At 65.1% G+C, this 19,346-nt stretch carries 23 protein-coding genes; 17 read left to right on the top strand and 6 right to left on the bottom strand.

All coding sequences use genetic code 11. From position 1 onward, the window contains the following. Nucleotides 1-41 precede the first annotated feature (41 nt). The 3 genes from BGO46_RS09940 to BGO46_RS09930 all read left to right on the top strand — a co-directional run bounded on the left by BGO46_RS09940 (nucleotide 42) and on the right by BGO46_RS09930 (nucleotide 3,672). Nucleotides 42-1,103 (top strand): polyprenyl synthetase family protein, encoded by a 1,062-nt coding sequence (locus BGO46_RS09940; RefSeq protein ID WP_292676876.1) that lies wholly within the window; start codon nucleotides 42-44, stop codon nucleotides 1,101-1,103. Nucleotides 1,104-1,166: 63 nt separating this feature from the next. Continuing rightward, a complete protein-coding gene (locus BGO46_RS09935) occupies nucleotides 1,167-2,537 on the top strand; it encodes an FAD-dependent oxidoreductase (RefSeq protein ID WP_292676878.1) in 1,371 nt (456 codons plus the stop codon). Nucleotides 2,538-2,697: 160 nt separating this feature from the next. Continuing rightward, nucleotides 2,698-3,672, top strand: coding sequence for an alpha/beta hydrolase (locus BGO46_RS09930; RefSeq protein WP_292676880.1), 975 nt, complete (start codon nucleotides 2,698-2,700; stop codon nucleotides 3,670-3,672). A gap of 22 nt (nucleotides 3,673-3,694) precedes the next feature. On the opposite strand, the gene BGO46_RS09925 is transcribed toward BGO46_RS09930, so the two are convergent. Both BGO46_RS09925 and BGO46_RS09920 read right to left on the bottom strand, forming a co-directional pair. Further along, a complete protein-coding gene (locus BGO46_RS09925; RefSeq protein ID WP_292676882.1) occupies nucleotides 3,695-5,137 on the bottom strand; it encodes a D-alanyl-D-alanine carboxypeptidase in 1,443 nt (480 codons plus the stop codon). A 26-nt stretch (nucleotides 5,138-5,163) separates the two neighbouring features. Next, nucleotides 5,164-5,964 carry a hypothetical protein gene (locus BGO46_RS09920; RefSeq protein ID WP_292676884.1) on the bottom strand — a complete coding sequence of 267 codons (801 nt, stop codon included), beginning with the start codon at nucleotides 5,962-5,964 and terminating at the stop codon, nucleotides 5,164-5,166. 120 nt (nucleotides 5,965-6,084) lie between these two features. Here BGO46_RS09920 and BGO46_RS09915 point away from each other — a divergent pair, with 120 nt between their 5' ends. Next, nucleotides 6,085-6,504 (top strand): hypothetical protein, encoded by a 420-nt coding sequence (locus BGO46_RS09915; RefSeq protein WP_292676886.1) that lies wholly within the window; start codon nucleotides 6,085-6,087, stop codon nucleotides 6,502-6,504. Nucleotides 6,505-6,701: 197 nt separating this feature from the next. Here BGO46_RS09915 and arsB read toward each other — a convergent pair whose 3' ends face one another. Together arsB and BGO46_RS09905 are read right to left on the bottom strand one after the other, a co-directional pair. Then, nucleotides 6,702-7,799, bottom strand: coding sequence for an ACR3 family arsenite efflux transporter (gene arsB, locus BGO46_RS09910; RefSeq protein ID WP_292676888.1), 1,098 nt, complete (start codon nucleotides 7,797-7,799; stop codon nucleotides 6,702-6,704). A 98-nt stretch (nucleotides 7,800-7,897) separates the two neighbouring features. Beyond that, nucleotides 7,898-8,248 carry a metalloregulator ArsR/SmtB family transcription factor gene (locus tag BGO46_RS09905; RefSeq protein ID WP_292676890.1) on the bottom strand — a complete coding sequence of 117 codons (351 nt, stop codon included), beginning with the start codon at nucleotides 8,246-8,248 and terminating at the stop codon, nucleotides 7,898-7,900. Nucleotides 8,249-8,336: 88 nt separating this feature from the next. Between BGO46_RS09905 and BGO46_RS09900 the strand changes: the two genes are divergently transcribed. The 8 genes from BGO46_RS09900 to BGO46_RS09865 all read left to right on the top strand — a co-directional run bounded on the left by BGO46_RS09900 (nucleotide 8,337) and on the right by BGO46_RS09865 (nucleotide 15,031). After that, entirely contained in the window at nucleotides 8,337-9,665 is a 1,329-nt protein-coding gene (locus BGO46_RS09900; protein WP_292676892.1) for an NAD(P)-binding domain-containing protein, read from the top strand. Further along, complete coding sequence (locus tag BGO46_RS09895; protein WP_292676894.1) at nucleotides 9,653-10,174, top strand: GNAT family N-acetyltransferase; 522 nt, start codon at nucleotides 9,653-9,655, stop codon at nucleotides 10,172-10,174. The genes BGO46_RS09900 and BGO46_RS09895 overlap by 13 nt, the downstream gene beginning before the upstream one ends. Before the next feature lie 7 nt (nucleotides 10,175-10,181). Continuing rightward, complete coding sequence (locus BGO46_RS09890; protein WP_292676896.1) at nucleotides 10,182-10,463, top strand: hypothetical protein; 282 nt, start codon at nucleotides 10,182-10,184, stop codon at nucleotides 10,461-10,463. Nucleotides 10,464-10,589: 126 nt separating this feature from the next. Further along, nucleotides 10,590-11,555, top strand: coding sequence for a PstS family phosphate ABC transporter substrate-binding protein (locus BGO46_RS09885; protein ID WP_292676898.1), 966 nt, complete (start codon nucleotides 10,590-10,592; stop codon nucleotides 11,553-11,555). Between the two features lie 35 nt (nucleotides 11,556-11,590). Beyond that, the gene (gene pstC / locus BGO46_RS09880; RefSeq protein WP_292676900.1) at nucleotides 11,591-12,547 is read left to right on the top strand and encodes a phosphate ABC transporter permease subunit PstC; all 957 of its coding nucleotides are present in this window, start codon (nucleotides 11,591-11,593) and stop codon (nucleotides 12,545-12,547) included. A gap of 2 nt (nucleotides 12,548-12,549) precedes the next feature. Next, on the top strand, nucleotides 12,550-13,458 hold the full coding sequence (pstA, locus tag BGO46_RS09875; protein WP_292676901.1) for a phosphate ABC transporter permease PstA: 909 nt from the start codon (nucleotides 12,550-12,552) through the stop codon (nucleotides 13,456-13,458). Between the two features lie 2 nt (nucleotides 13,459-13,460). Continuing rightward, nucleotides 13,461-14,330 (top strand): phosphate ABC transporter ATP-binding protein PstB, encoded by an 870-nt coding sequence (gene pstB, locus BGO46_RS09870; RefSeq protein ID WP_366246818.1) that lies wholly within the window; start codon nucleotides 13,461-13,463, stop codon nucleotides 14,328-14,330. Continuing rightward, nucleotides 14,327-15,031 (top strand): winged helix-turn-helix domain-containing protein, encoded by a 705-nt coding sequence (locus BGO46_RS09865; protein ID WP_292676903.1) that lies wholly within the window; start codon nucleotides 14,327-14,329, stop codon nucleotides 15,029-15,031. Before pstB ends, BGO46_RS09865 begins: the two co-directional genes overlap by 4 nt. On the opposite strand, the gene BGO46_RS09860 is transcribed toward BGO46_RS09865, so the two are convergent. Together BGO46_RS09860 and BGO46_RS09855 are read right to left on the bottom strand one after the other, a co-directional pair. Then, on the bottom strand, nucleotides 15,013-15,873 hold the full coding sequence (locus BGO46_RS09860; protein ID WP_292676905.1) for an arsenate reductase ArsC: 861 nt from the start codon (nucleotides 15,871-15,873) through the stop codon (nucleotides 15,013-15,015). The genes BGO46_RS09865 and BGO46_RS09860 overlap by 19 nt on opposite strands. Nucleotides 15,874-15,974: 101 nt before the next feature. After that, the gene (locus BGO46_RS09855; RefSeq protein ID WP_292676907.1) at nucleotides 15,975-16,298 is read right to left on the bottom strand and encodes a metalloregulator ArsR/SmtB family transcription factor; all 324 of its coding nucleotides are present in this window, start codon (nucleotides 16,296-16,298) and stop codon (nucleotides 15,975-15,977) included. 33 nt (nucleotides 16,299-16,331) lie between these two features. Here BGO46_RS09855 and BGO46_RS09850 point away from each other — a divergent pair, with 33 nt between their 5' ends. From BGO46_RS09850 to BGO46_RS09830, 5 genes are all read left to right on the top strand, one after another. Continuing rightward, on the top strand, nucleotides 16,332-17,219 hold the full coding sequence (locus BGO46_RS09850; RefSeq protein ID WP_292676909.1) for a metalloregulator ArsR/SmtB family transcription factor: 888 nt from the start codon (nucleotides 16,332-16,334) through the stop codon (nucleotides 17,217-17,219). Nucleotides 17,220-17,296: 77 nt separating this feature from the next. Then, entirely contained in the window at nucleotides 17,297-17,713 is a 417-nt protein-coding gene (locus BGO46_RS09845; protein ID WP_292676911.1) for an arsenate reductase ArsC, read from the top strand. Next, the gene (locus BGO46_RS09840; protein WP_292676913.1) at nucleotides 17,710-18,357 is read left to right on the top strand and encodes an arsenate reductase ArsC; all 648 of its coding nucleotides are present in this window, start codon (nucleotides 17,710-17,712) and stop codon (nucleotides 18,355-18,357) included. Before BGO46_RS09845 ends, BGO46_RS09840 begins: the two co-directional genes overlap by 4 nt. Before the next feature lie 5 nt (nucleotides 18,358-18,362). Further along, complete coding sequence (locus BGO46_RS09835) at nucleotides 18,363-18,770, top strand: low molecular weight phosphatase family protein (RefSeq protein WP_292676915.1); 408 nt, start codon at nucleotides 18,363-18,365, stop codon at nucleotides 18,768-18,770. 206 nt (nucleotides 18,771-18,976) lie between these two features. Then, complete coding sequence (locus BGO46_RS09830) at nucleotides 18,977-19,279, top strand: hypothetical protein (protein ID WP_292676917.1); 303 nt, start codon at nucleotides 18,977-18,979, stop codon at nucleotides 19,277-19,279. Nucleotides 19,280-19,346 lie beyond the last annotated feature (67 nt).

Genomic DNA, 19,346 nt, shown 5'->3' with positions numbered 1-19,346 from the left:
CCCGCGAGGGGAAGACCGGGCAACGACGGTAGGCTGGAACGGTGACTGCGAGCCTCCCTGCCTCCGGCGCGCGCCTCTCGGCCCAACTGGGTCTGACCGAGCGCGTGCTCGCCGGCCCTCGCCTGCGCAAGCTGCTGGGCATCGTGGAGGACGGCCTCGACACGGTCGAGCAGTCGCTCGCTCGCGAGCTGAAGGTCACTGACGCCCTCGCCGACGCGACCACCCGATATCTCTACGAGGCCGGCGGCAAGCGCGTGCGCCCCATGCTGACGCTGCTGACCGCTCAGCTCGGCCGCGGCATCACCGATCACGTCATCGCGGGCGCGACCGCGCTGGAGATGACCCACCTCGGATCGCTCTACCACGACGACGTCATGGATGGCGCCGACGTGCGCCGTGGCGTGCCCAGCGCCCACGCGGTGTGGGGCAACAACGTCGCGATCCTCACGGGCGATCTGCTGTTCTCCCGCGCGAGCCAGCTCATGGCGCAGATCGGCGAGCGGGCCATCCGCCTGCAGGCCGACACGTTCGAGCGGCTCGTGCTCGGGCAGATGCACGAGACGGTCGGCGCGCAGGCCGGCGATGACCCCGTGGAGTTCTACCTGCAGGTGCTCGCCGACAAGACCGGGTCGCTGATCGCGGCATCCGCTCAGGCCGGAGTGCTGTTCTCGGATGCCCCGGACGAGTACGTCCAGCCCGTGCTCGAGTACGGCGAGAAGGTCGGCATCGCGTTCCAGCTGCTCGACGACGTCATCGACCTGTCGGCGGATGCCGCCGAGACCGGCAAGGTTCCGGGCACCGACCTGCGGGCGGGTGTTCCGACGATGCCGTACCTGCTGCTCGGCCGCGAGTCCGACGCCGCGTCGCAGGGCCTGAAGGCCGCCATCGACGACGGCGTCGCGCGCATCGCCGACGGCGCCGACCCGGCGATCCTCGACGGCGCGATGGCGCAGCTGCGCGACCACGACGTGACGGAACAGACCCGCAGGCAGGCGTACGAATGGGCGGATGCCGCGGTCGCGGCCATCGATCCGCTCCCGGATGGCGTCGTCCACGACGCGCTCGTGCGGCTGTCGCACGTCATCGTCGACCGCTCCAGCTGAGGCGCGCTCACGTTCGCGTTACCCGGGCCGTGCAGGCCCATCGACTGAATCGAAGGAACCCTCATGACCAAGCTCAGGCTGGCCATCGTCGGCGCAGGCCCCGCCGGCATCTACGCCGCGGACATCCTGCTCAAGGCCGAGCGTCAGTTCAACGTCGCGATCGACCTGTTCGACCACCTGCCCGCACCCTACGGGCTCGTCCGCTACGGCGTCGCGCCCGACCACCCGCGCATCAAGGGCATCATCACGGCCCTGCGCGATGTGCTCGACCGCGGTGACATCCGCATCTTCGGCGGCGTCCGCTTCGGCGAGGACCTCACCCTCGACGACCTCAAGCGGCACTACAACGCGGTCATCTTCGCGACCGGTGCGGTGCGCGATGCCGAGCTCGACATCCCCGGCATCGACGCGGCCGGCTCCTACGGCGCCGCCGATTTCGTCAGCTGGTACGACGGGCATCCCGACTTCCCCCGTGAGTGGCCGCTCGACGCGGCATCCGTCGGTGTCGTCGGCGTCGGCAACGTCGCGCTCGACGTCGCCCGCATGCTCGCCAAGCACGCCGAGGATCTGCTCGTCACCGAGATCCCCGCGAACGTGCAGGCCGGGCTCGAGGCCTCACAGATCACCGACGTGCACGTCTTCGGACGCCGTGGCCCGGCCCAGGTGAAGTTCACGCCGCTCGAGCTGCGCGAGCTCGGCGAGCTGCGCGACGTCGACATGGTCGTCTACGACGAGGACTTCGACTACGACGAGGCGTCGCGTGACGCGATCGCGTCGAACAAGCAGGTCATGGTCATCGACCGCGTGCTGCAGTCGTGGCGCCAGCGGCCGAGTGCGAACAACGCCGGCGGCGAGGCATCCCGTCGTCTGCACCTGCACTTCTGGGCCAAGCCCGTCGAGCTGAAGACCGAGGACGGCCGCGTCAGTGCGCTCGTCTACGAGCGCACGCAGCCCGACGGAGAGGGCGGCGTCGTCGGCACGGGCGAACTGCGCGAGGTGCCGCTGCAGCAGCTGTACCGGGCGGTCGGCTACTTCGGTTCGCCGCTGCCGGGCGTGCCGTTCGACAAGAAGCACGGCGTCATCCCCAACCATGAGGGTCAGGTGCTACACAAGGACTCGAACGAGCGGGTTCCCGGTGTGTACGCGACCGGCTGGATCAAGCGTGGACCGGTCGGCCTGATCGGCCACACCAAGTCGGATGCCATGGAGACCATCAGCCACCTGATCAACGATCAGGGCTCGTGGTGGTCGCCCGAAGATCCGTCGCCCGAGGCGATCCCGGCGCTGCTGGCATCCCGCGGCGTCGCCTGGACCGACCTCGAAGGCTGGCACCGCCTCGACGCGCACGAGATCGCCCTCGGCGCCCCGCATGACCGTGCCCGCATCAAGGTCGTCGACCGCGACGAGATGCTGCGCGTCTCGCGCGGGGAGTAGGGGCGCGCTCCCGCGCGCGTTCCCAGCCCGCGCTTCGGGGTGCAGTTCGGGAGGAGATTTCGCTTCGGGAGGAGATTCTCGGGGCATCCATCCTCCCGAACGGAAATCTCCTCCCGAACTGCAGGGATCCCGAGCGGCAGGGCGAACTAGGCTGACCCGCATGACCGACGCGTGGGCTGCCGACATCCTGGGGCACCCTTTCGAGCGGCTCAGCCTCGATCTGGGGCAGGATGCCGAGGGGCCGGTCGCCGCGACGCTCGTGCGCGCCGTGCCGCACCGGCTGTCTGCGCTGGCCGCGCCGCTGCGCGACGTCGACGTGCTGTACGTGCACGGGTGGTCGGACTACTTCTTCCAGACCGAGGTCGCCGCCTTCTGGAACCGCCTCGGCGCGCGCTTCTACGCACTCGATCTGCGCAAGTACGGGCGCAGTCTGCGTGACGGGCAGACGCCCGGCTACGTCGCGAACCTCGACGACTATGACGCCGACATCGCCGCGGCGCTCGCCGCGATGGGCACGCAAGAACGCGGGCGCCGGCTCGTGCTGCTGGGGCATTCGACGGGCGGACTCACGCTGAGTCTGTGGGCGGCGCGGCATCCGCACACGGCATCCGCGGTCGTGTTGAACAGCCCGTGGCTCGAACTGCAGACGGGCGCGATCGGCCGCCAGGCGATGGCGCCGCTCATCGCCGCGCGCGCCCGCTGGGATCCGCTCGGCGCGCACCCCGTCGTCGACCTCGGGTTCTACACGCGTGCCCAGCGCGAGCTCGACACGCTGCCGGATGCCCCCGAGCGCTGGCGCCCCGAGCGAGGATTCCCGACGCACCCGGGCTGGCTCGGCGCGATCGTCGCGGGTCACGCGCGCGTCGCCGCCGGCCTGCAGATCGACTGCCCCGTGCTCGTCATCCTCTCGGAGCGGTCGTCGACGCCCTTGCAGTGGTCTGACGAGATGACGAAGACCGACAGTGTGCTCGTGGTCGACGACATCGCGCGCACCGCGACGAAGCTCGGGCCGAACGTGGGCATCCGGCGCATCGACGGTGCGATCCACGATGTCTTCCTGTCGGCGCCGACGCCGCGGCAGGCGGCGTTCCGGGCGCTCGAGGACTGGCTGCTGAAGGGCGCGCTGCGACAGTGACGCGACGGAGCGCGAGGCGCCGTCAGCCGAGCAGCGACGGGTTCGTCAGGCGCCACCAGTCGCCGGGCGGTGTGATCGTGCCGCTGATGCGGACCGGCACCGACACGCTGTTCGGACCGGCCGTCCAGGTCGCGGTGCCGACCTGCTCGCCATCCGCGTAGGTCACCGGCGCAGTCGTCTCCATCTCGACGGTGACCGGAGTGTCCGACCACGTCAGGATCGAGGCGCCATCGTCGAGGACGAGCTGTGCCGACGACCCCCACGCCGTCTCGTAGACGCCGACGACGGTGCCCGCCGTGGCGACGGGGATGAAGTGGAAGCCGTCGCGCACGCTGTCGAGCAGGCGGGTGACACCGGCATCCACCGAGCTTCGCGTGAAGCCGTCGAGCGAGACGCCGGTCACCGACAGCGGGGTGCCGATCCCCACGTCGAAGGTCGACGTGTACACGAGGCTGAACGTGCCCTCGCCGAGGTTGCCGGTCTTCAGGCCCGTGATCCCGTCGACGCCCAGCAGGCTGTTCGTGTTGGTCAGCGTGCCGGGAACCGCCAGTGTGATCGACGGGGTCGCCGCGATCTGCGCGAGGGTGGGGTTCGCGGATGCCAGATCGGCGATCCGCAGCAGATCGGCGGTCGTGCTCACGTTGCGCGGGCTGATGCCGGTCGGTTCGACGAGTGTCGTGCCGGAGAGCCCTTCTCGGGCGGTCCAGTCGCGCACCGCGGCAAGGAACGCGCCCTGCGAACCGAACGCCCACGTCGACACCGCCTCGGCGTAGTTGCTGGCCGAGGGGATCAGCATCGTGGCGAGGGCGTCGTGCAGCGACATCGTGCTGCCGGTGGGCATCGCGGCGACGATGGCATCCTGCACGTAGTACTCGTCGTACAGGTCGTGATCGGCCTTGCTGAATGTGATCGTCGGGCCGGGGTCGTCGGCGGATGCCAGGGGATGCGCGTCGAGGATGACCAGAGCCGTGATGAGCTTGCTGATGCTCGCGATCGGGCGGGGGACGCTCGCCCCGACCGCGAGGTGGATGCCGTCGGGGCCGAGGTAGTTCTCGCCGCCCGTGATGGCGATCGCGGCGGCGCCCTCGGACGGCATCGCGATGGCGACCGCGGGGCCGGGGTCGGGAGCCGTGAGTTCGCGCGTCGTCGCGACCGGGGTGGGCAGCGGCGCGTTCAGCGCCCACGCGATGTAGCCGGCCGTGCCGCCGCCGAGGAGCAGCACGATGGCCGCCGCGATCGTCCCGCCGATCCACGCGCGACGGCGCGGGGCTGCGGTGGGAGGCGTGTCGTCGAGTGGCTGCTCGGCGGTGCCAGCGGCGGCCACGGCGCTCGCGCGGCCCGCGGTCGCGTGGTCGTCGCTCGCGCGGTCGTCGCTCTCGCGGTCGTTGCTCTCGCGGTCGTCGCTCTCGCGGTCGTTGCCTCCGATCAGCGCCGTGAGGTCGCCGAGGCCATCGGACCCATCCATCCGGTCCGGAGGTGGCGGGGTCGTCATCAGCCGCCGAACTCCGCGCTGGTCACGATCGGCGTCTGATTGACGTTGCAGGCATCCATGATCACGCCGATCTGTTCGTGGGCGACCGGTGTCGCGGCGCCCAGCGCCGTCTCCGTCGTGATCACCGATTCGTGCAACTCCACGAGTGCCGGGGCGATCGAAGAGGTCGACGAGGCCGCGAGCGCCGCCAGGTCATCGGTTGCCGCGCCGACGCGACGCGCCCACTCGTCTTCGCCGAACGCCTTGTACGGGCCATAGCCCTGATCGGCGTTGAGGTACGCGCTGTACACGGCGGCGAACGCGGAGCAGTCGCTCGCCAGCGAGGTCTCCGTCGGGAACGGGTCGGTGGAGAACAGCGGCGTCGCCGTCCAGGCCACGCCCTCGTCGACGTAGACGGTGAGCTTCGGCTGCGTCGCCGCGAGGACGGGGAAGAGGAGGTCTGCTGTGTCGCCGCACGTGCCGTAGAGCGGCGACTGCTGCAGCATCATCGAGCCGCCCAGTTCGACCGAGAACGGGCTCGATCCGTCGCACTCGAACACGAGCAGCAGCGACTGCGCGCCGGCGGGAATCGGGAAGTCCATACCGGGGAACTCCACCCGCCCCGTGCCCGACACCGGTTCGGCAGACAGGCCCTGCGCCGCGACGGGCTCGGCGGTGGCGGCGATGCTCGCTGTTGCTGACGGCGCGGTGGATGCCGGTGCCTCGGTCGCGCAGCCGGTCAGGGCGAGCACGAGCGCGGCGAGCGCACCGCCGATGCCGTGAGCTCGGTGGCGTGAAACAGGCGTCGCGTGCGCGGTCATGGGTCTCCTCGTGGGTCTCGCACTCTGTCTATCAGGTTGCTATGTCGTGCGCACGACGGGGCGGATTCTCACGGCTGCGCGGCATGCTCGGCCTTTGCGCGGCGGCGTACCGTCATCGCCATGAGCGACCGGATGCCCCGCGGGTTGCGCACCGCGCTGTCGGTTGTCGCGTGGTTCAACCTCGTGTCGGCGCTGGTCGGGGCAGTGGGCCTGATCGGGTTCGATGGCATGGGCATCCCGCTGCAGTGGCTCGACGGGACGCCGTTCACAAGCTACTTCTGGCCCGGCGTCATCCTCGGGCTGGTCGTCGGCGGATCACAGGCGTTCGCCGTCGTCGCGCTGTGGCGCAGGCATCCGCTCGCACGGGGCCTGAGCGCCACGGCGGGACTCGTCATGATGATCTGGATCTTCATCGAGATCGCGCTGATGCTCGTGTGGTCACCTCTGCACGGCATCTACTTCGCGGCCGGGTGTGTACAGGTCGTTCTGGCGGTGCTGGCGCTCGGCGCGTGGCCGTGCGAAGGCCTTACCGGTAGTTGACGGACCGCATCCGGCCCATTGCGGATGATAGACGTGGCGGGAAATCCGCGGAATCACGCGGATTTTCGGTTGATCGACGATGTCCGCGAGAGTGTTGAAAAGCGGATTCTGCGGACTTTCTGCGGACTCGATGAGCGCGCGAGCCGTCGGGCAAAGTGCGCGAGTTGTTGGCTCGTCAGTTCCGCCCTGCTCGGAGCCTACAGTCGAGCAGGTTCCGTGGCTTTCTCGTTGGCGGCATGCAGATCGGGCGTGGGGAAGAGTCGCGGGCGCAACCACAGTGCCACATAGACCAGCGCGACGAGTACGGGGACCTCAATGAGCGGGCCGACGATGCCGGCAAGTGCCTGCCCGCTTGTCGCTCCGAAGGTGCCGATGGCGACAGCGATGGCCAGTTCGAAGTTGTTCCCCGCGGCGGTGAACGACAGGGTCGTCGTGCGTTCGTAGCTCAGGCCGATGCCTTTTCCGGTGGCGAAACCGATGAAGAACATCAGAATGAAGTAGGCCAACAGCGGTAGCGCGATGCGGGCGACATCAAGGGGGCGATCGATAACCTGTTGCCCTTGCAGCGCGAACAGCATCACAATCGTGAACAGGAGACCACCGAGGGCGAGCGGACTGATCTTTGGCAGGAAGACGCTCTCGTACCATTCGCGTCCGCGCTGCCGTTCCCCAACGACTCGGGAGAGGTATCCGGCGACGAGTGGAATGCCGAGGAACACGAGGACGCTGAGTGTGATGGCCCAGATGGAGAATTCGGCGCTCGTCGTCGAAAGGCCGAGCCACGTGGGCAACACCTGCAAGTAGAACCACCCCAGGGCGGCAAACGCGATGACTTGGAAGACCGAGTTGATTGCGACGAGGAACGCTGCCGCTTCGCGGTCGCCGCAAGCGAGGTCGTTCCAAATCAGCACCATGGCAATGCAGCGCGCAAGTCCCACGATGATCAAACCGGTGCGATACTCCGGGAGGTCGGGGAGGAGTAGCCAGGCAAGGGCGAACATGAGCGCTGGGCCGACAACCCAGTTGAGCACGAGAGACGAGATGAGCAGCCGCTTGTCCCGTCCGACGACGGCAGCATCCGAGTAGCGGACCTTCGCGAGTACCGGGTACATCATCACGAGGAGGCCTATCGCGATGGGGATGCTGATCGTGCCGACAGACGCTGCGTGCAAGAACTCACCGAACGCGGGAGCGTAGACGGCGAGAGCAAGGCCCGCCCCCATCGCCAGCAGGATCCATACCGGCAGGAATCTGTCGAGAGTTCCCAAACGTGCTGACGCGGCCGAATCGCTCACGGTGCTCCTCGATAAATAGACGAACTTCTATATCCAACATACAGGGTATCGACGGGCATCGATGCGAGGTGTCACGATACCGGGCACTGCCGAGCGGGTCAGGTCGTAGAGAGGAACTGCGAGACGCGGTCGAGCGCTCCGGGGACGAGAGTGAAGTAGGCCCAGGTTGCGCGTTTGCGGCGCGTGAGGAACCCCGCGGAGGTCAGCACCTTCAGGTGGTGCGAGATCGTGGGCTGACTCAAACCGATCGGCTCGACGAGGTCACACACGCATGCCTCCGAGTTTTCGGATGCGGCCACGATGGAAAGTAGTCGAAGGCGCGTGGGATCCGCCAGCGCTTTCATTGTGAGGGCGAGTGATTCGGCCTCTTCGCTCGTGATCGGCTCGCGCACCAGGGGTGTGCGGCAGGACGCAGTGCTGATATCCGTGACGTCCAGGAGCGTAGTCATAGATTGACCATAGCCGATATTGACAGTTGTCGATAGATCGAGTAAGAACAATATCGAACATCATCGATATCCGCTGGAAGGTGCTGCCATGACCCTGCTCGATCTCACCCCCCGAGTGACCGAGGCCGACAGCCTGAGTACTCTGCCGGTCGCCATCATCGGCGCGGGTCCCATCGGCCTCGCGGCGGCCGCCAACCTGCGAGAGCGCGGGATTGACTTCGAGATATTCGAGGCAGGCGATTCAGCGGCGTCCAGTGTGCGATCGTGGGGGCACACTCGACTCTTCTCGCCGTGGAAACATCTGGTAGATCCCGCATCGCGTCGCCTCCTTGAGGCAACGGGGTGGGAGTTGCCAGATCCGGATCGGGCGCCTAGCGGCAAGGAGCTCGTTGAGAAGTACGTGGCCCCGCTGTCGGAGGTGGACGGAATCGCATCGCGCATCCGGACCGGTGTCACAGTAGTCGGTGTCAGTAGGCAAGGGATGGATCGCACACGCACTCACGGTCGTTCCTCCGCGCCGTTCGTCCTGCGGCTGCGCACTTCCGGCGGATCCGAAGAAGATGCAGTTGCGCGCGCGGTCATCGATGCTTCGGGCACGTACCGTTCGCCGAACTCACTCTCCTCCAGTGGCCTAGAGCTGTTGGGATTGTCGGAGATCGCCGAGCATGTGACCCCTGCGCTGCCTGATGTGCTGGGCCGTGATCGGTCGCGGTTTGCGGGGAAGCATGTCACCGTTGTCGGAGCCGGGCACTCCGCGGCCAACACGTTGCTTGCGCTCGTGAAGCTCGCGCGTGAGGAAGCAGGGACTGAAGTCTCGTGGCTCATTCGCAACGCTCAGGCGGTTCGTGTGTCTTCTTCGCCCGACGATGCGCTAATCGGTCGTGCGGATTTGGGTAGTCGAGTCGATCGGGCTGTAGAACGTGGGGAAGTCACTCTCGTGGACGGGTTCGAGATCATCCGAGCTCGCCGCGTCGCGGAACGAGTGGAGCTCGTCGGTCACCGAAACGGAGAGGTTGTGACGCACTCGTCCGACATCGTGGTGAATGCAACGGGGTTTCGTCCTGATCTGTCCATGCTTCGCGAGATTCGTCTAGACCTCGATGACATTGTTGAAGCTCCTCGGCGCCTCGCGCCGTTGATCGACCCGAACGTGCACTCGTGCGGGACAGTCGAACCGCATGGATTCCGCGAACTAACCCACCCCGAGAAGTGCTTCTTCATCGTCGGCATGAAGTCCTATGGGCGTGCACCCACTTTTCTGCTGGCCACCGGCTACGAGCAGGTCCGGTCCGTCGCGGCATGGCTCGCGGGCGATACAACGTCCGCGGTCAATGTGGAACTCGTGCTGCCCGCGACCGGAGTGTGCTCGACTGATGCTGGCGCTGGCGCTGGCGCTGGCGGTGGATGCTGCTCGTGACATCGATCCGCCCTATGCGGGCGCTCGATTGGCCCAGCGTCGAGGCGATCTACCGGCACGGGATTGAAGACGGCGAAGCGACGTTCGAGAGCGCTACGCCCACCTGGGAAGACTTCGACGCGGGCAAGATCCTGGCGCCGCGACTGGTCGCCGTTGAGGCCGAAGGTGCCGTCATCGGCTGGGCGGCGGCGTCGCCCGTATCCACCCGCTCGGCATACTCCGGTGTTATCGAGCACTCTGTGTACGTGGGCCGAGATGCGAGGGGTCAGGGTGTCGGGGGGCTGTTGTTGACCGCGTTTGTTGACGCTGCCGATGACGCAGGATTCTGGACCATTCAATCCAGCGTGTTCCCGGACAACTCGGCAAGCATTCGCCTGCACCTGAGCGCGGGGTTTCGGGTCATCGGCATTCGCGAGCGAATCGCTCGTTCGGCGGTGGGGCCGCACGCTGGGCGGTGGCGAGACACTGTTCTGATCGAGCGACGCAGCGCGAAGAACGCGACGGGATAGTCAGCTCATGGACGACGCCGTGATTCGGAGATATTTGAGCGCACCCCGAGCCGTCGTGCTCGACATCATCGCTCGCAATCCTGAGATCACCCACGACGAGATCGCGGCGTACTGGGCGACACATGCAGGACCAAGCGTCCCTCGCCAGGGCAAGAGCCTCCCCCAGATGACGGGTGAGATTCTTTGGCGCCTCGTCAATCTCGAGTGGGTAGAGAACCGCAGGGGTCACTTTCGACTGACTGATCTGGGAGTGCGCGTGCAAACTGTCGCGCAGTCCGACCGCTGCTAGCGGCATTGCGTTCACCCTGCGTTCACATAGAAGGTCTTCTATGTGGAGCGGATAGAAGCTCGTCTATCTGAATCGCCCGCACCGGCGATCCCAGACCGGCCCTCCGGGCCTGAACGAAAGCACATCGTGAACAAGACCACAGCAAAGCTTGCCGCAGTCGCGGCGATCACCGCTGCTGCACTCGCTCTCAGCGCGTGTGGCGGCCAGTCCGCCGGCGGCGAAGCGACCACCAATCCCGATGGCTCGACCACTGGTCTGAGCGGCCCGGTCTCCACGGACGGCTCCTCAACGGTAGAGCCGCTCACATCCGCGGCAGCTGATCTGTTCAAAGAGGTTCAGCCTGATGTCAACGTGACAGTTGCGACCTCCGGAACCGGCGGAGGCTTCAAGTCGTTCTGTGCCGGCGAGACGGACATCTCCAACGCTTCGCGACCGATCAAAGACGAAGAAGCAACCGAATGTGAAGCCAACGGTATCGAGTACACCGAGATCGTCGCCGCGAACGACGGACTTTCCGTCATCATCAGCCCGGAGAACGACTGGGCGACTGAGCTGACCGTCGAGCAGCTCCAGACGATTTGGGCGCCGGAATCCGAGGGCGTCGTGATGAGCTGGTCGGACGTTGACCCGAGCTTCCCGGATGAGCCGCTCGTGCTCTTCGGTGCTGGGACCGACTCCGGCACGTTCGACTACTTCACCGAGGCCATCAACGGTGAGACCGGAGCAATCCGCACGGACTACAGCCCCTCCGAGGACGACAACATCACCATCCAGGGTGTGGCGGGCGATGTCGGAGCCATTGGTTTCCTCGGACTCAGCTATGTCGAGGAGAACGAAGGTGTCATCGTTGCGGCTTCCGTGGACGGCGTCTCCCCGAGCACCGAAACCGTCCAGGACGGCACATACACTCCGCTCGGTCGACCGCTGTTCATCTACGTCAACAACGCCGCGTACGGCGAAAAGCCGCAGGTGAAGGCGTTCGTCGACTTCTATGTCGAGAACTCGGTCGAGATCGCCGACCTTGCTCTGTTCGTTCCCCTCACGGACGAGCAGATCACGACTGCCCAGGAGGAGCTCGCGTCGCTCGGCTGAGCCGGCGCCGCTCACTTCTGACTCGATCTGTCGTCATGACATCTGTCACCGAAAAGGTTGGGGGCCCGAGGATCGCCTCGGGCCCCCGGCCCTCGAGCCACTTCGCCGGTAAGCCGCGACACGGCGAGACCATCATCAAGGCGATCTTGCGCGTTGCCGCGATCGCGACGGTTCTGACAACCGTCGGGATCTTGATTGCACTGTTCACTCCAGCGCTCTCGTTTTTCGCGGAGGTGCCGGTGTGGGAGTTTCTCTTTGGAACTCGATGGGCACCCCGGTTCGCCGATGCGTCCTTCGGAGTGCTGCCGCTTGTCACGGCCACCCTGTGGACTACAGGTATCGCACTAGTTGTGGCAGTTCCCTTCGGGCTCGGCGCCGCCATTCTTCTTTCGGAGTATGCGAAACCGAACGTCCGCAAGGTGCTCAAGCCGCTCCTAGAGATACTCGCCGGGGTGCCGACGGTCGTGTACGGGTTCTTTGCACTGCAGTTCGTCCAAGCGACCGTGTTCCGTGAGTGGTTGGAACTGCCCACGGGCGCGTTCAGCGTGCTCGCTGCAGGCCTCGTGATGGGTGTGATGATCATCCCGACCGTTGCATCCATATCGGAGGATGCGATGTCCGCAGTGCCCACCGCGATGCGGCAGGGCAGCGCCGCGCTCGGCGCGAATCGAATGCAAACAACGTTGCGAGTCGTGTTCCCGGCCGCGCTCTCCGGAATCGTGGCCGCGATTGTTTTGGGGATCTCTCGAGCCGTGGGCGAGACGATGATCGTCGCTATCGCTGCGGGCAACCAGGCGCGGATCGTTAGCAACCCGCTGGAGCAGGGGCAGACGATGACCGGCTTCATCGCCAACGCAGCGCTCGGCGACTCTCGCGTCGGCAGCCTCGAATACAACACCCTGTTCGCGGTGGGTCTGCTGCTGTTCGTCATCACGCTAGCGATCAACTTCATCAGTATCCGCGTCGTGCGGCGCTATAGGGAGATTTACTGATCATGAGGACCGTCGATATTAAAGGTCCGTTGGTTGTCGCGAAACCTCTCGGCACAGGAACCAACGGTGAGTTGCGCCCATCGGCGCTGATCTTCTTGAGCCTGCTGTGGTTGTCACTTCTGGTGGCGTTCGGCGTACTGGTGACACTGCTGATCACGATCTTCATTGAGGGCCAGAACAAGCTCACGATGGATCTGATCACCAACTTCCCCGCTTCGACGCCCGACAACGCAGGCGCTCGGCCAGCTATTCTCGGTTCGATCTGGGTGATCATCACAACCGCAGTGCTCGCTATTCCGATCGGCATCGCTGCTGCCGTGCACCTCGAAGAATTCGCAGATAGTCGCAAGTGGTACAACCGGCTCGTCGAGCTGAACGTGCAAAATCTGGCCGCTGTCCCCTCGATTGTTTATGGCCTACTCGCGCTGGCGTTTCTTGCGCTTCTCGGCGTGGGGGACACGAACATCGTCATCGGCGGTGCGTTCGCGCTGACCTTGCTGATTCTGCCGGTCATCATCATCTCCACACGCGAGGCGCTTCGTGGGGTTCCACGAGAGATCCGCGATGGGTCGCTTGCCTTGGGCGCAACAGAGTGGCAGACGACGTGGCGGCAAACCTTGCCGGCAGCGGTCCCGGGTATCGCGACCGGATCGATCCTTGCTCTTTCTCGTGCGCTGGGTGAGGCTGCACCGCTCTTGGTTCTCGGCGCGCTGGTATACATCACGTTCGACCCGAACGGGCTATTAAGCGGGTACACCACGCTCCCGATCCAGATCTTCAACTGGACAGGACGACCTCAGGAAGGCTTCCACGAACTCGCGGCAGCCACGAGCGTTCTTCTGCTGGTCGTTCTCCTCCTGATGAACGGTCTGGCCATCTTCATTCGCAACAAGTTCCAGAAACGGTGGTAGCCATGAGCGACCTGACAACGACGACGAATAGTCACGAAGAACCCCATCCGAACTTCCACCCCACGGAAGTCCGTACTCTGCGGGACAGTCCGAGTGGACTCATCCGGTGCGAAGACGTGAACGTCTTCTACGGTGACTTTCGCGCGGTTACTGGTGTGAACCTCTCCTTCGGAGCGAGGGAGATCACCGCACTGATCGGCCCGTCAGGGTGCGGAAAGTCCACGTTGCTGCGGTCCCTGAACAGAATGAATGACCTCGTCATCGGCGCTCACGTCGAAGGGCAGGTGCTCTTTCAGGACGAGGACATTTACGGCAAGGGCGTGGACCCGATCGAAGTTCGGCGGCGCATCGGCATGGTCTTTCAGAAGCCCAACCCGTTCCCTAAATCGATCTACGACAACATCGCGTACGGCCCACGCGTGACGGGCATGAAGGTCGAATCGATGGATGACCTTGTCGAAGAGTCGCTGACGCGAGCGGCTCTCTGGAGCGAGGTCAAGGACAAGCTCAAGCAGTCAGCTTTCGGGCTGTCGGGCGGACAGCAACAGCGCCTGTGTATCGCCCGCACAATCGCGGTCAAGCCTGACGTCATTCTTATGGACGAGCCGTGCTCGTCGCTGGACCCGATCGCCACAAGCCGCATCGAAGACCTGATGCACGAACTGCGACGGGATTACACGATCATCATCGTCACCCACAACATGCAGCAAGCTGCGCGGGTGGCGGACCGCACAGCGTTCTTCACCGCGCTGCCAGACGAGACGACCGGCAACCGCACGGGGGTCCTCGTCGAGTATGGGACGACGTCCCAGATCTTCGAGAACCCCAACGACCAGCGCACAGAGGACTACATCAGCGGCAGGTTCGGATGACGATGGTCGCTGAGCCGCTTCTGGGCTCCGCGCGCGTGGTGGTTCTCGCTCCAGACGACACGGCAGTACGTGGCGCCGCGAGCGAATTCCGTCGCTTCGGGTTGTCGCTTGTGTTGCGCAACGACATCGTCGCCGCGCTCGGGGAGGTGGTTCATGATCCGGCAGCAATATTGGTGATCTCTTCCGACATTCCATGTCAGGACCTTCGAGACGTGGTCGACATCGCTGTCATGACCTGCGGGTCATCCGTTCTCCTCGGGTTGACGACAGCGACCGGCGTCACCGAGGTGAGTGCCGCCCTCAGCGCGGGCATCCGAGGAATTGTCGACCTGCCACTCACCGCGGAACGGCTCGCGCGGACGTTACGCACGCTCCCGACCAAGACGCTGGCAAGCGGTCCCATCACCATCGGTGACTTGACCGTCGATGCGAGGAGCCATCGGATCTACTGGGAAAGCACCCCCATCGATGCGTCACCGCGCGAGTTTGCGGTGATGCTCGAGTTGGCGCAGAACCATCCGCACACCGTCGGACTCGACCAGCTCGTCGACGCAGGCGGCCAGGGCAGCTCAGTTGACCCACACGCGTCCGTACGCGTGCTGATCAACCATGTGCGGTCCCGCATTGCGCAGGTCACCGGCGCGCGCGGTTCCGCGATCATCGAAACTGTCCGTGGCGTGGGCTACCGGCTCGCCGGCTGATTCACGATCCCCATCTCAGCGAGCAGATTCTCGACGTGGGCGCGGATTCTGTCACGTACTGTCCGAAGGCCGGCATCATCCAATGTGAGTGGATCTTCGAGCTCCCAGTCCATGTAGCGCCTACCCGGGTAGACCGGGCACGCGTCCCCGCAGCCCATCGTCACCACGTAGTCTGCTGCCTGGATGACTTCGTCGGTCAGGGGCTTCGGGAAGTCATCCGAAAGCGGAATCCCCACTTCAGCGAGAACTTCCCTGACTCGCGGGTGCACAGCCATAGCAGGCTCCGAGCCGGCAGTCCGAACGTGGACCGCGCCACCGGCGAGATGCCGCAAGTAGGCGGCAGCGATCTGCGACCGACCGGCATTCTGCACGCAGACGAACAGCACTTCAGGAGTTCCCCGCAGCGACAGGCCGGATGCGGAGGCGAGTGCGTCCAAACGATCCGCGGCATACCGGGCAGTCAACGCAGCCAGATGGGTGCGCACCTGCGCGCGGTGGCTGAGCAGAAGATAGCTCTCCGCGACATAGCGCGACACCGTCTCAGTGCTGAACGTCGAACTGAACCGGTACGACAGGTCGCGCGCGACTGCGGCGATGGCGACAGGGAGAGCGGTGACTGCAGGTTCCGCCTGAGGTTCTGGCAAAGCGGGATCGCCGTTCACCAACAGCCGGCCGAATCTTACCCACGCCTCTGCGGTGAGGATGAGCGTCCCATCGGAAGCAGGATGGACGATACCGACGGACTCGAGGGAGTGAAGCGCCGAAGTGACCTGCGCTTGAGGCACGTGAAGCGCCGCAGCGAGATTGACGGCAGGAACGCCCGCAGCCAGCACGCTGAGCACCCGCAACGCGAGGGTATCCCCGAGTACCGCAGCCTGAGCGGCGCGCCTTTGCGCGGCCTCGAGATCGAGGGGGCGACCAATCCGGTGAGGAGGGTGAGGGCTCATCGCAGGAGATCCTCGATCGCCGGTCGGCGATCGAGCGCAACCGACAACCACACGTACTTGCCCTCCGGCTCGCGCGTGAGCAGGCCGTCGTCGACGAGGATGCGCACGTGGTGGGTCACCGTCGGCTGCCGCAACCCCAAAGCCTCCGTGAGCTGGGTGACCGTCGCGCGACCGTCGGCTGAGTCGAGAATCACGCTGAGCAGTTGCAGCCGCGTGGGATCGGCAACAGCTCGAAGAGTTCGGGCGAGTTCCTCCGCAGCTGAGCGCCCCAGCGAGGGAATCGACTCCGAGTTGGCCGGGGTGGGAAGTAGCGAAGGCACCTGCTCATGGTACCCGTGGATAGACTCTTGTCTATGAGTACGGATGGTGCGTCGGTGCGGGCTATCTCAGTCCTTGCCGACCCGACCCGTACCGCGATCCTCGGGATGATGCTCGCATCTGCGGATGGCCGGGTCCTAGTCGGCCGGATCGCCCAGTCGCTCGGGTTGCGTCAGCCGACGGTGAGCTACCACATGAAAGCCCTCTTAGATGAGGGGGTCGTCGCCAGAGAGCCCTCCGGACGCCAAGTCTGGTACAATATCGCCCCCGAGCATCGCGATCGGATTGAGGCTTTGTTCGCCAATCCGGTGGCCCATGAACGCCGACCCTTCGATCTGGTCCGCATCGTCGACGACCTTGCGCTTCGGTTCGACGGTACGGTTGACCGCCCCACCATCGAGTCGTGCGTCACCGAGACACACAACCTTCTCAAGCGGACCTCGCATCCGAATCTTCTCGGTTCACGCACCGCAGCCTTCGCAGCAGATCGGCTCGAATCCTCCGCGCGTGCGGGCGTCCAGGGAAACACCCCCACGGTGCTGTTCGTCTGTGTTCAGAACGCGGGGCGGTCCCAGATCGCCGCGGCCGTGCTGCGCCACCTGGCCGGTGATCGGGTTCGCGTGCTTACCGCGGGCTCCGCGCCATCCCCCGACGTCAGAGGCTCGATCATCACCGCGCTCGACGAGATCGGTATCCCGTTCGCGGGTGAGTTCCCGAAGCCACTCACGGATGATGCGGTCCGCGGCGCGGACATCGTCGTCACGATGGGCTGCGGCGATGTCTGTGCCACCTATCCAGCGACAGAGTATCTGGACTGGGATGTCGAGGACCCTGTGGGTCGTCCGATCGGCGACATACGAGCGATTCGGGACGAGATCGCACTCCGCGTCCGAGACCTGCTTCCCGCCGTCCTTGAGCGATGACACCAGATGTTCATCATCCGTTGAAAAAGAGTGCATAGATGATTCTCTATGCTTTGAAGAAAAGAAAGTGAGAGACCATGTCAGTCAAGCCCACAGTTCTCTTTGTCTGCGTCCACAACGCGGGGCGTTCTCAGATGGCCGCAGGATTTCTTCAGGAGTTGGGTGGCGGACGCATTGACGTTCTTTCCGCTGGTTCTGCACCGAAGGATCAGATCAACCCCGTCGCTATCGAAGCGATGGCAGAAGAAGGCATCGACATCGCCGGCAACACGCCGAAGGTCCTCACCGTCGACGCCGTCAAGGAATCGGACGTCGTGATCACCATGGGCTGTGGAGACGTGTGTCCGATCTTCCCCGGCAAGCGCTATGAGGACTGGGAGCTCGACGACCCTGCCGGGCAGGGGATCGACGCGGTGCGCCCGATCCGCGACGAGATCCGGAGACGGGTGCAGTTGCTGATCGCCGACCTGCTGCCCGAACGGGGCGCCGCATGACGCGCAAAGGGCAGGATGCGCTTCTGTCTGCGGATTCCGTGCTCCACCGTGCTGCCGAGCGGTTGGCGCAGCAGTTCAGTGGCATGGTCAGCGAAGAGACCGTGGAACGGGTTGTCTTCGAGTCCCACGCTGCGCTTGCCAGAACGGCCGCCGTGTCTACTCACTTGCCGTCGCTCGCGGAGAAATTTGCCCGCGATCGACTCACTGCGCTCGCTCAGTCGCGCGGCTTTATCGCCAAGCCGGTGCCCGAGGTGCTCTATGTGTGCGTCCAGAACTCGGGACGGTCGCAAATGGCAGCCGCGATCACCCGCCACCTCGCGGGCGATCGCATCCATGTGCGGTCTGCCGGCTCCCAGCCTGGTGCCGGCATCCTCGCATCCGTTGTGACGGTGCTTGCGGAGCTCGGGATCGACGTCTCTGAAGAGTTCCCCAAGCCGCTGACCGATGATGTCGTCCGCGCGGCGGACGCGGTGGTCACAATGGGATGCGGCGATGCGTGCCCTCTGTACCCTGGCAAACGGTACCTGGACTGGGAGCTCGCCGACCCTGCAGACCTCACGCTGGACGGTGTGCGAGCGGTCCGCGACGATGTGCAGTCTCGGGTTGAGCACCTGCTCGCGGAACTTATCCCCGGCGACAAGTAGGCGGTGTGAGCGCGTCGCCCCTCATCCTCTTTATCTGCCAGCACAACGCCGGCCGATCTCAGCTCGGCGCGCACCTGCTCGGATACATTGCGTCGGAGCGCGTGAACTCGATCAGCGGCGGGATCTCGCCTGCCGCTCACATCAATCCGGTGATCGCCGAATCATTGCAAGAGCTGGGCATCGATACCAGTGGGGCGCGCCCGCGCGCCGTCACGGCCGCCGATCTGCGGACGGCCGATGTTGTCATCACGATGAAGTCGCGGCTTACCCTTCCCGGGCCGATTACTGGGCGACTGATCGAATGGGAGTTCCCCGACCCCGACAGCTGGGACATCGAAGGTGTTCGGGGCCTCCGGGATCGTGTTCTCTCCCACGTCCGAACGCTCGCGCTCGATTCTCCGGCGCCCGAGTGACAAGCGCTGTTGCCTGCCGCGCGACGCTTCTTTGACGACAGAAGTTGCCCTGCCGAGCCCAAAACACTTCGCGAAACCCCTTCGACCCTGCAGTCCAGCAGCAGTCGAGAGAGATAGTCAGCGAAATAGCTAGCGAAAAAAAGACAGCAATGCACGCAGGCATCAATGATGTTTGCTAGTTGTGCGCGACTAGAAACGCGCGTAGCGTGCATGACATGCGCGGCGGACTGGAGCGTTGGAAGCGAGGCGGCGATTCGCGCGGCATTCGACAGGCCATCGCCTACGCGCTCAAGGGCACGTGTGACGCCCACCTGCAGGTCGGAGCCGATGCGCTCGAAGCCTACGCCGGAGCAAGCGACACCACCGTGGCGCGTTTCAGCATCCAAGACCGTGTCATCGTTCGCGACGAGCTTTCGGCGGGAGGACTGCGGGTCTGGTTGACCGGGCATGACCCGATCACGGGTGAGGAGAGAGGACGGCAGCGTCTGAGTGAGTATTTGGAGTCTTGAGGGCCACTGATTATTGCGGTTCGGGGCCAGCCGATATTTGCTCTCGGGGCCAGGGGGATTGCCGGTG

It is taken from the genome of Microbacterium sp. 70-16 (genome assembly GCF_001898315.1).
Lineage (GTDB): Bacteria > Actinomycetota > Actinomycetes > Actinomycetales > Microbacteriaceae > Microbacterium.
Note: the sequence above shows the minus strand (reverse complement) of the source record. Positions and strands in the feature narration are given on the sequence as shown.

Coding starts and splice junctions, on each gene's coding strand:
- BGO46_RS09900 (WP_292676892.1), top strand. CDS start 8,337: ATGACCCTGCTCGATCTCACCCCCCGAGTGACCGAGGCCGACAGCCTG.
- BGO46_RS09895 (WP_292676894.1), top strand. CDS start 9,653: ATGCTGCTCGTGACATCGATCCGCCCTATGCGGGCGCTCGATTGGCCC.
- BGO46_RS09925 (WP_292676882.1), bottom strand. CDS start 5,137: ATGGATGGGTCCGATGGCCTCGGCGACCTCACGGCGCTGATCGGAGGC.
- BGO46_RS09935 (WP_292676878.1), top strand. CDS start 1,167: ATGACCAAGCTCAGGCTGGCCATCGTCGGCGCAGGCCCCGCCGGCATC.
- BGO46_RS09840 (WP_292676913.1), top strand. CDS start 17,710: ATGACGCGCAAAGGGCAGGATGCGCTTCTGTCTGCGGATTCCGTGCTC.
- BGO46_RS09905 (WP_292676890.1), bottom strand. CDS start 8,248: ATGACTACGCTCCTGGACGTCACGGATATCAGCACTGCGTCCTGCCGC.
- BGO46_RS09890 (WP_292676896.1), top strand. CDS start 10,182: ATGGACGACGCCGTGATTCGGAGATATTTGAGCGCACCCCGAGCCGTC.
- BGO46_RS09915 (WP_292676886.1), top strand. CDS start 6,085: ATGAGCGACCGGATGCCCCGCGGGTTGCGCACCGCGCTGTCGGTTGTC.
- pstC (WP_292676900.1), top strand. CDS start 11,591: ATGACATCTGTCACCGAAAAGGTTGGGGGCCCGAGGATCGCCTCGGGC.
- BGO46_RS09930 (WP_292676880.1), top strand. CDS start 2,698: ATGACCGACGCGTGGGCTGCCGACATCCTGGGGCACCCTTTCGAGCGG.
- pstB (WP_366246818.1), top strand. CDS start 13,461: ATGAGCGACCTGACAACGACGACGAATAGTCACGAAGAACCCCATCCG.
- BGO46_RS09920 (WP_292676884.1), bottom strand. CDS start 5,964: ATGACCGCGCACGCGACGCCTGTTTCACGCCACCGAGCTCACGGCATC.
- BGO46_RS09850 (WP_292676909.1), top strand. CDS start 16,332: ATGAGTACGGATGGTGCGTCGGTGCGGGCTATCTCAGTCCTTGCCGAC.
- BGO46_RS09865 (WP_292676903.1), top strand. CDS start 14,327: ATGACGATGGTCGCTGAGCCGCTTCTGGGCTCCGCGCGCGTGGTGGTT.
- BGO46_RS09845 (WP_292676911.1), top strand. CDS start 17,297: ATGTCAGTCAAGCCCACAGTTCTCTTTGTCTGCGTCCACAACGCGGGG.
- pstA (WP_292676901.1), top strand. CDS start 12,550: ATGAGGACCGTCGATATTAAAGGTCCGTTGGTTGTCGCGAAACCTCTC.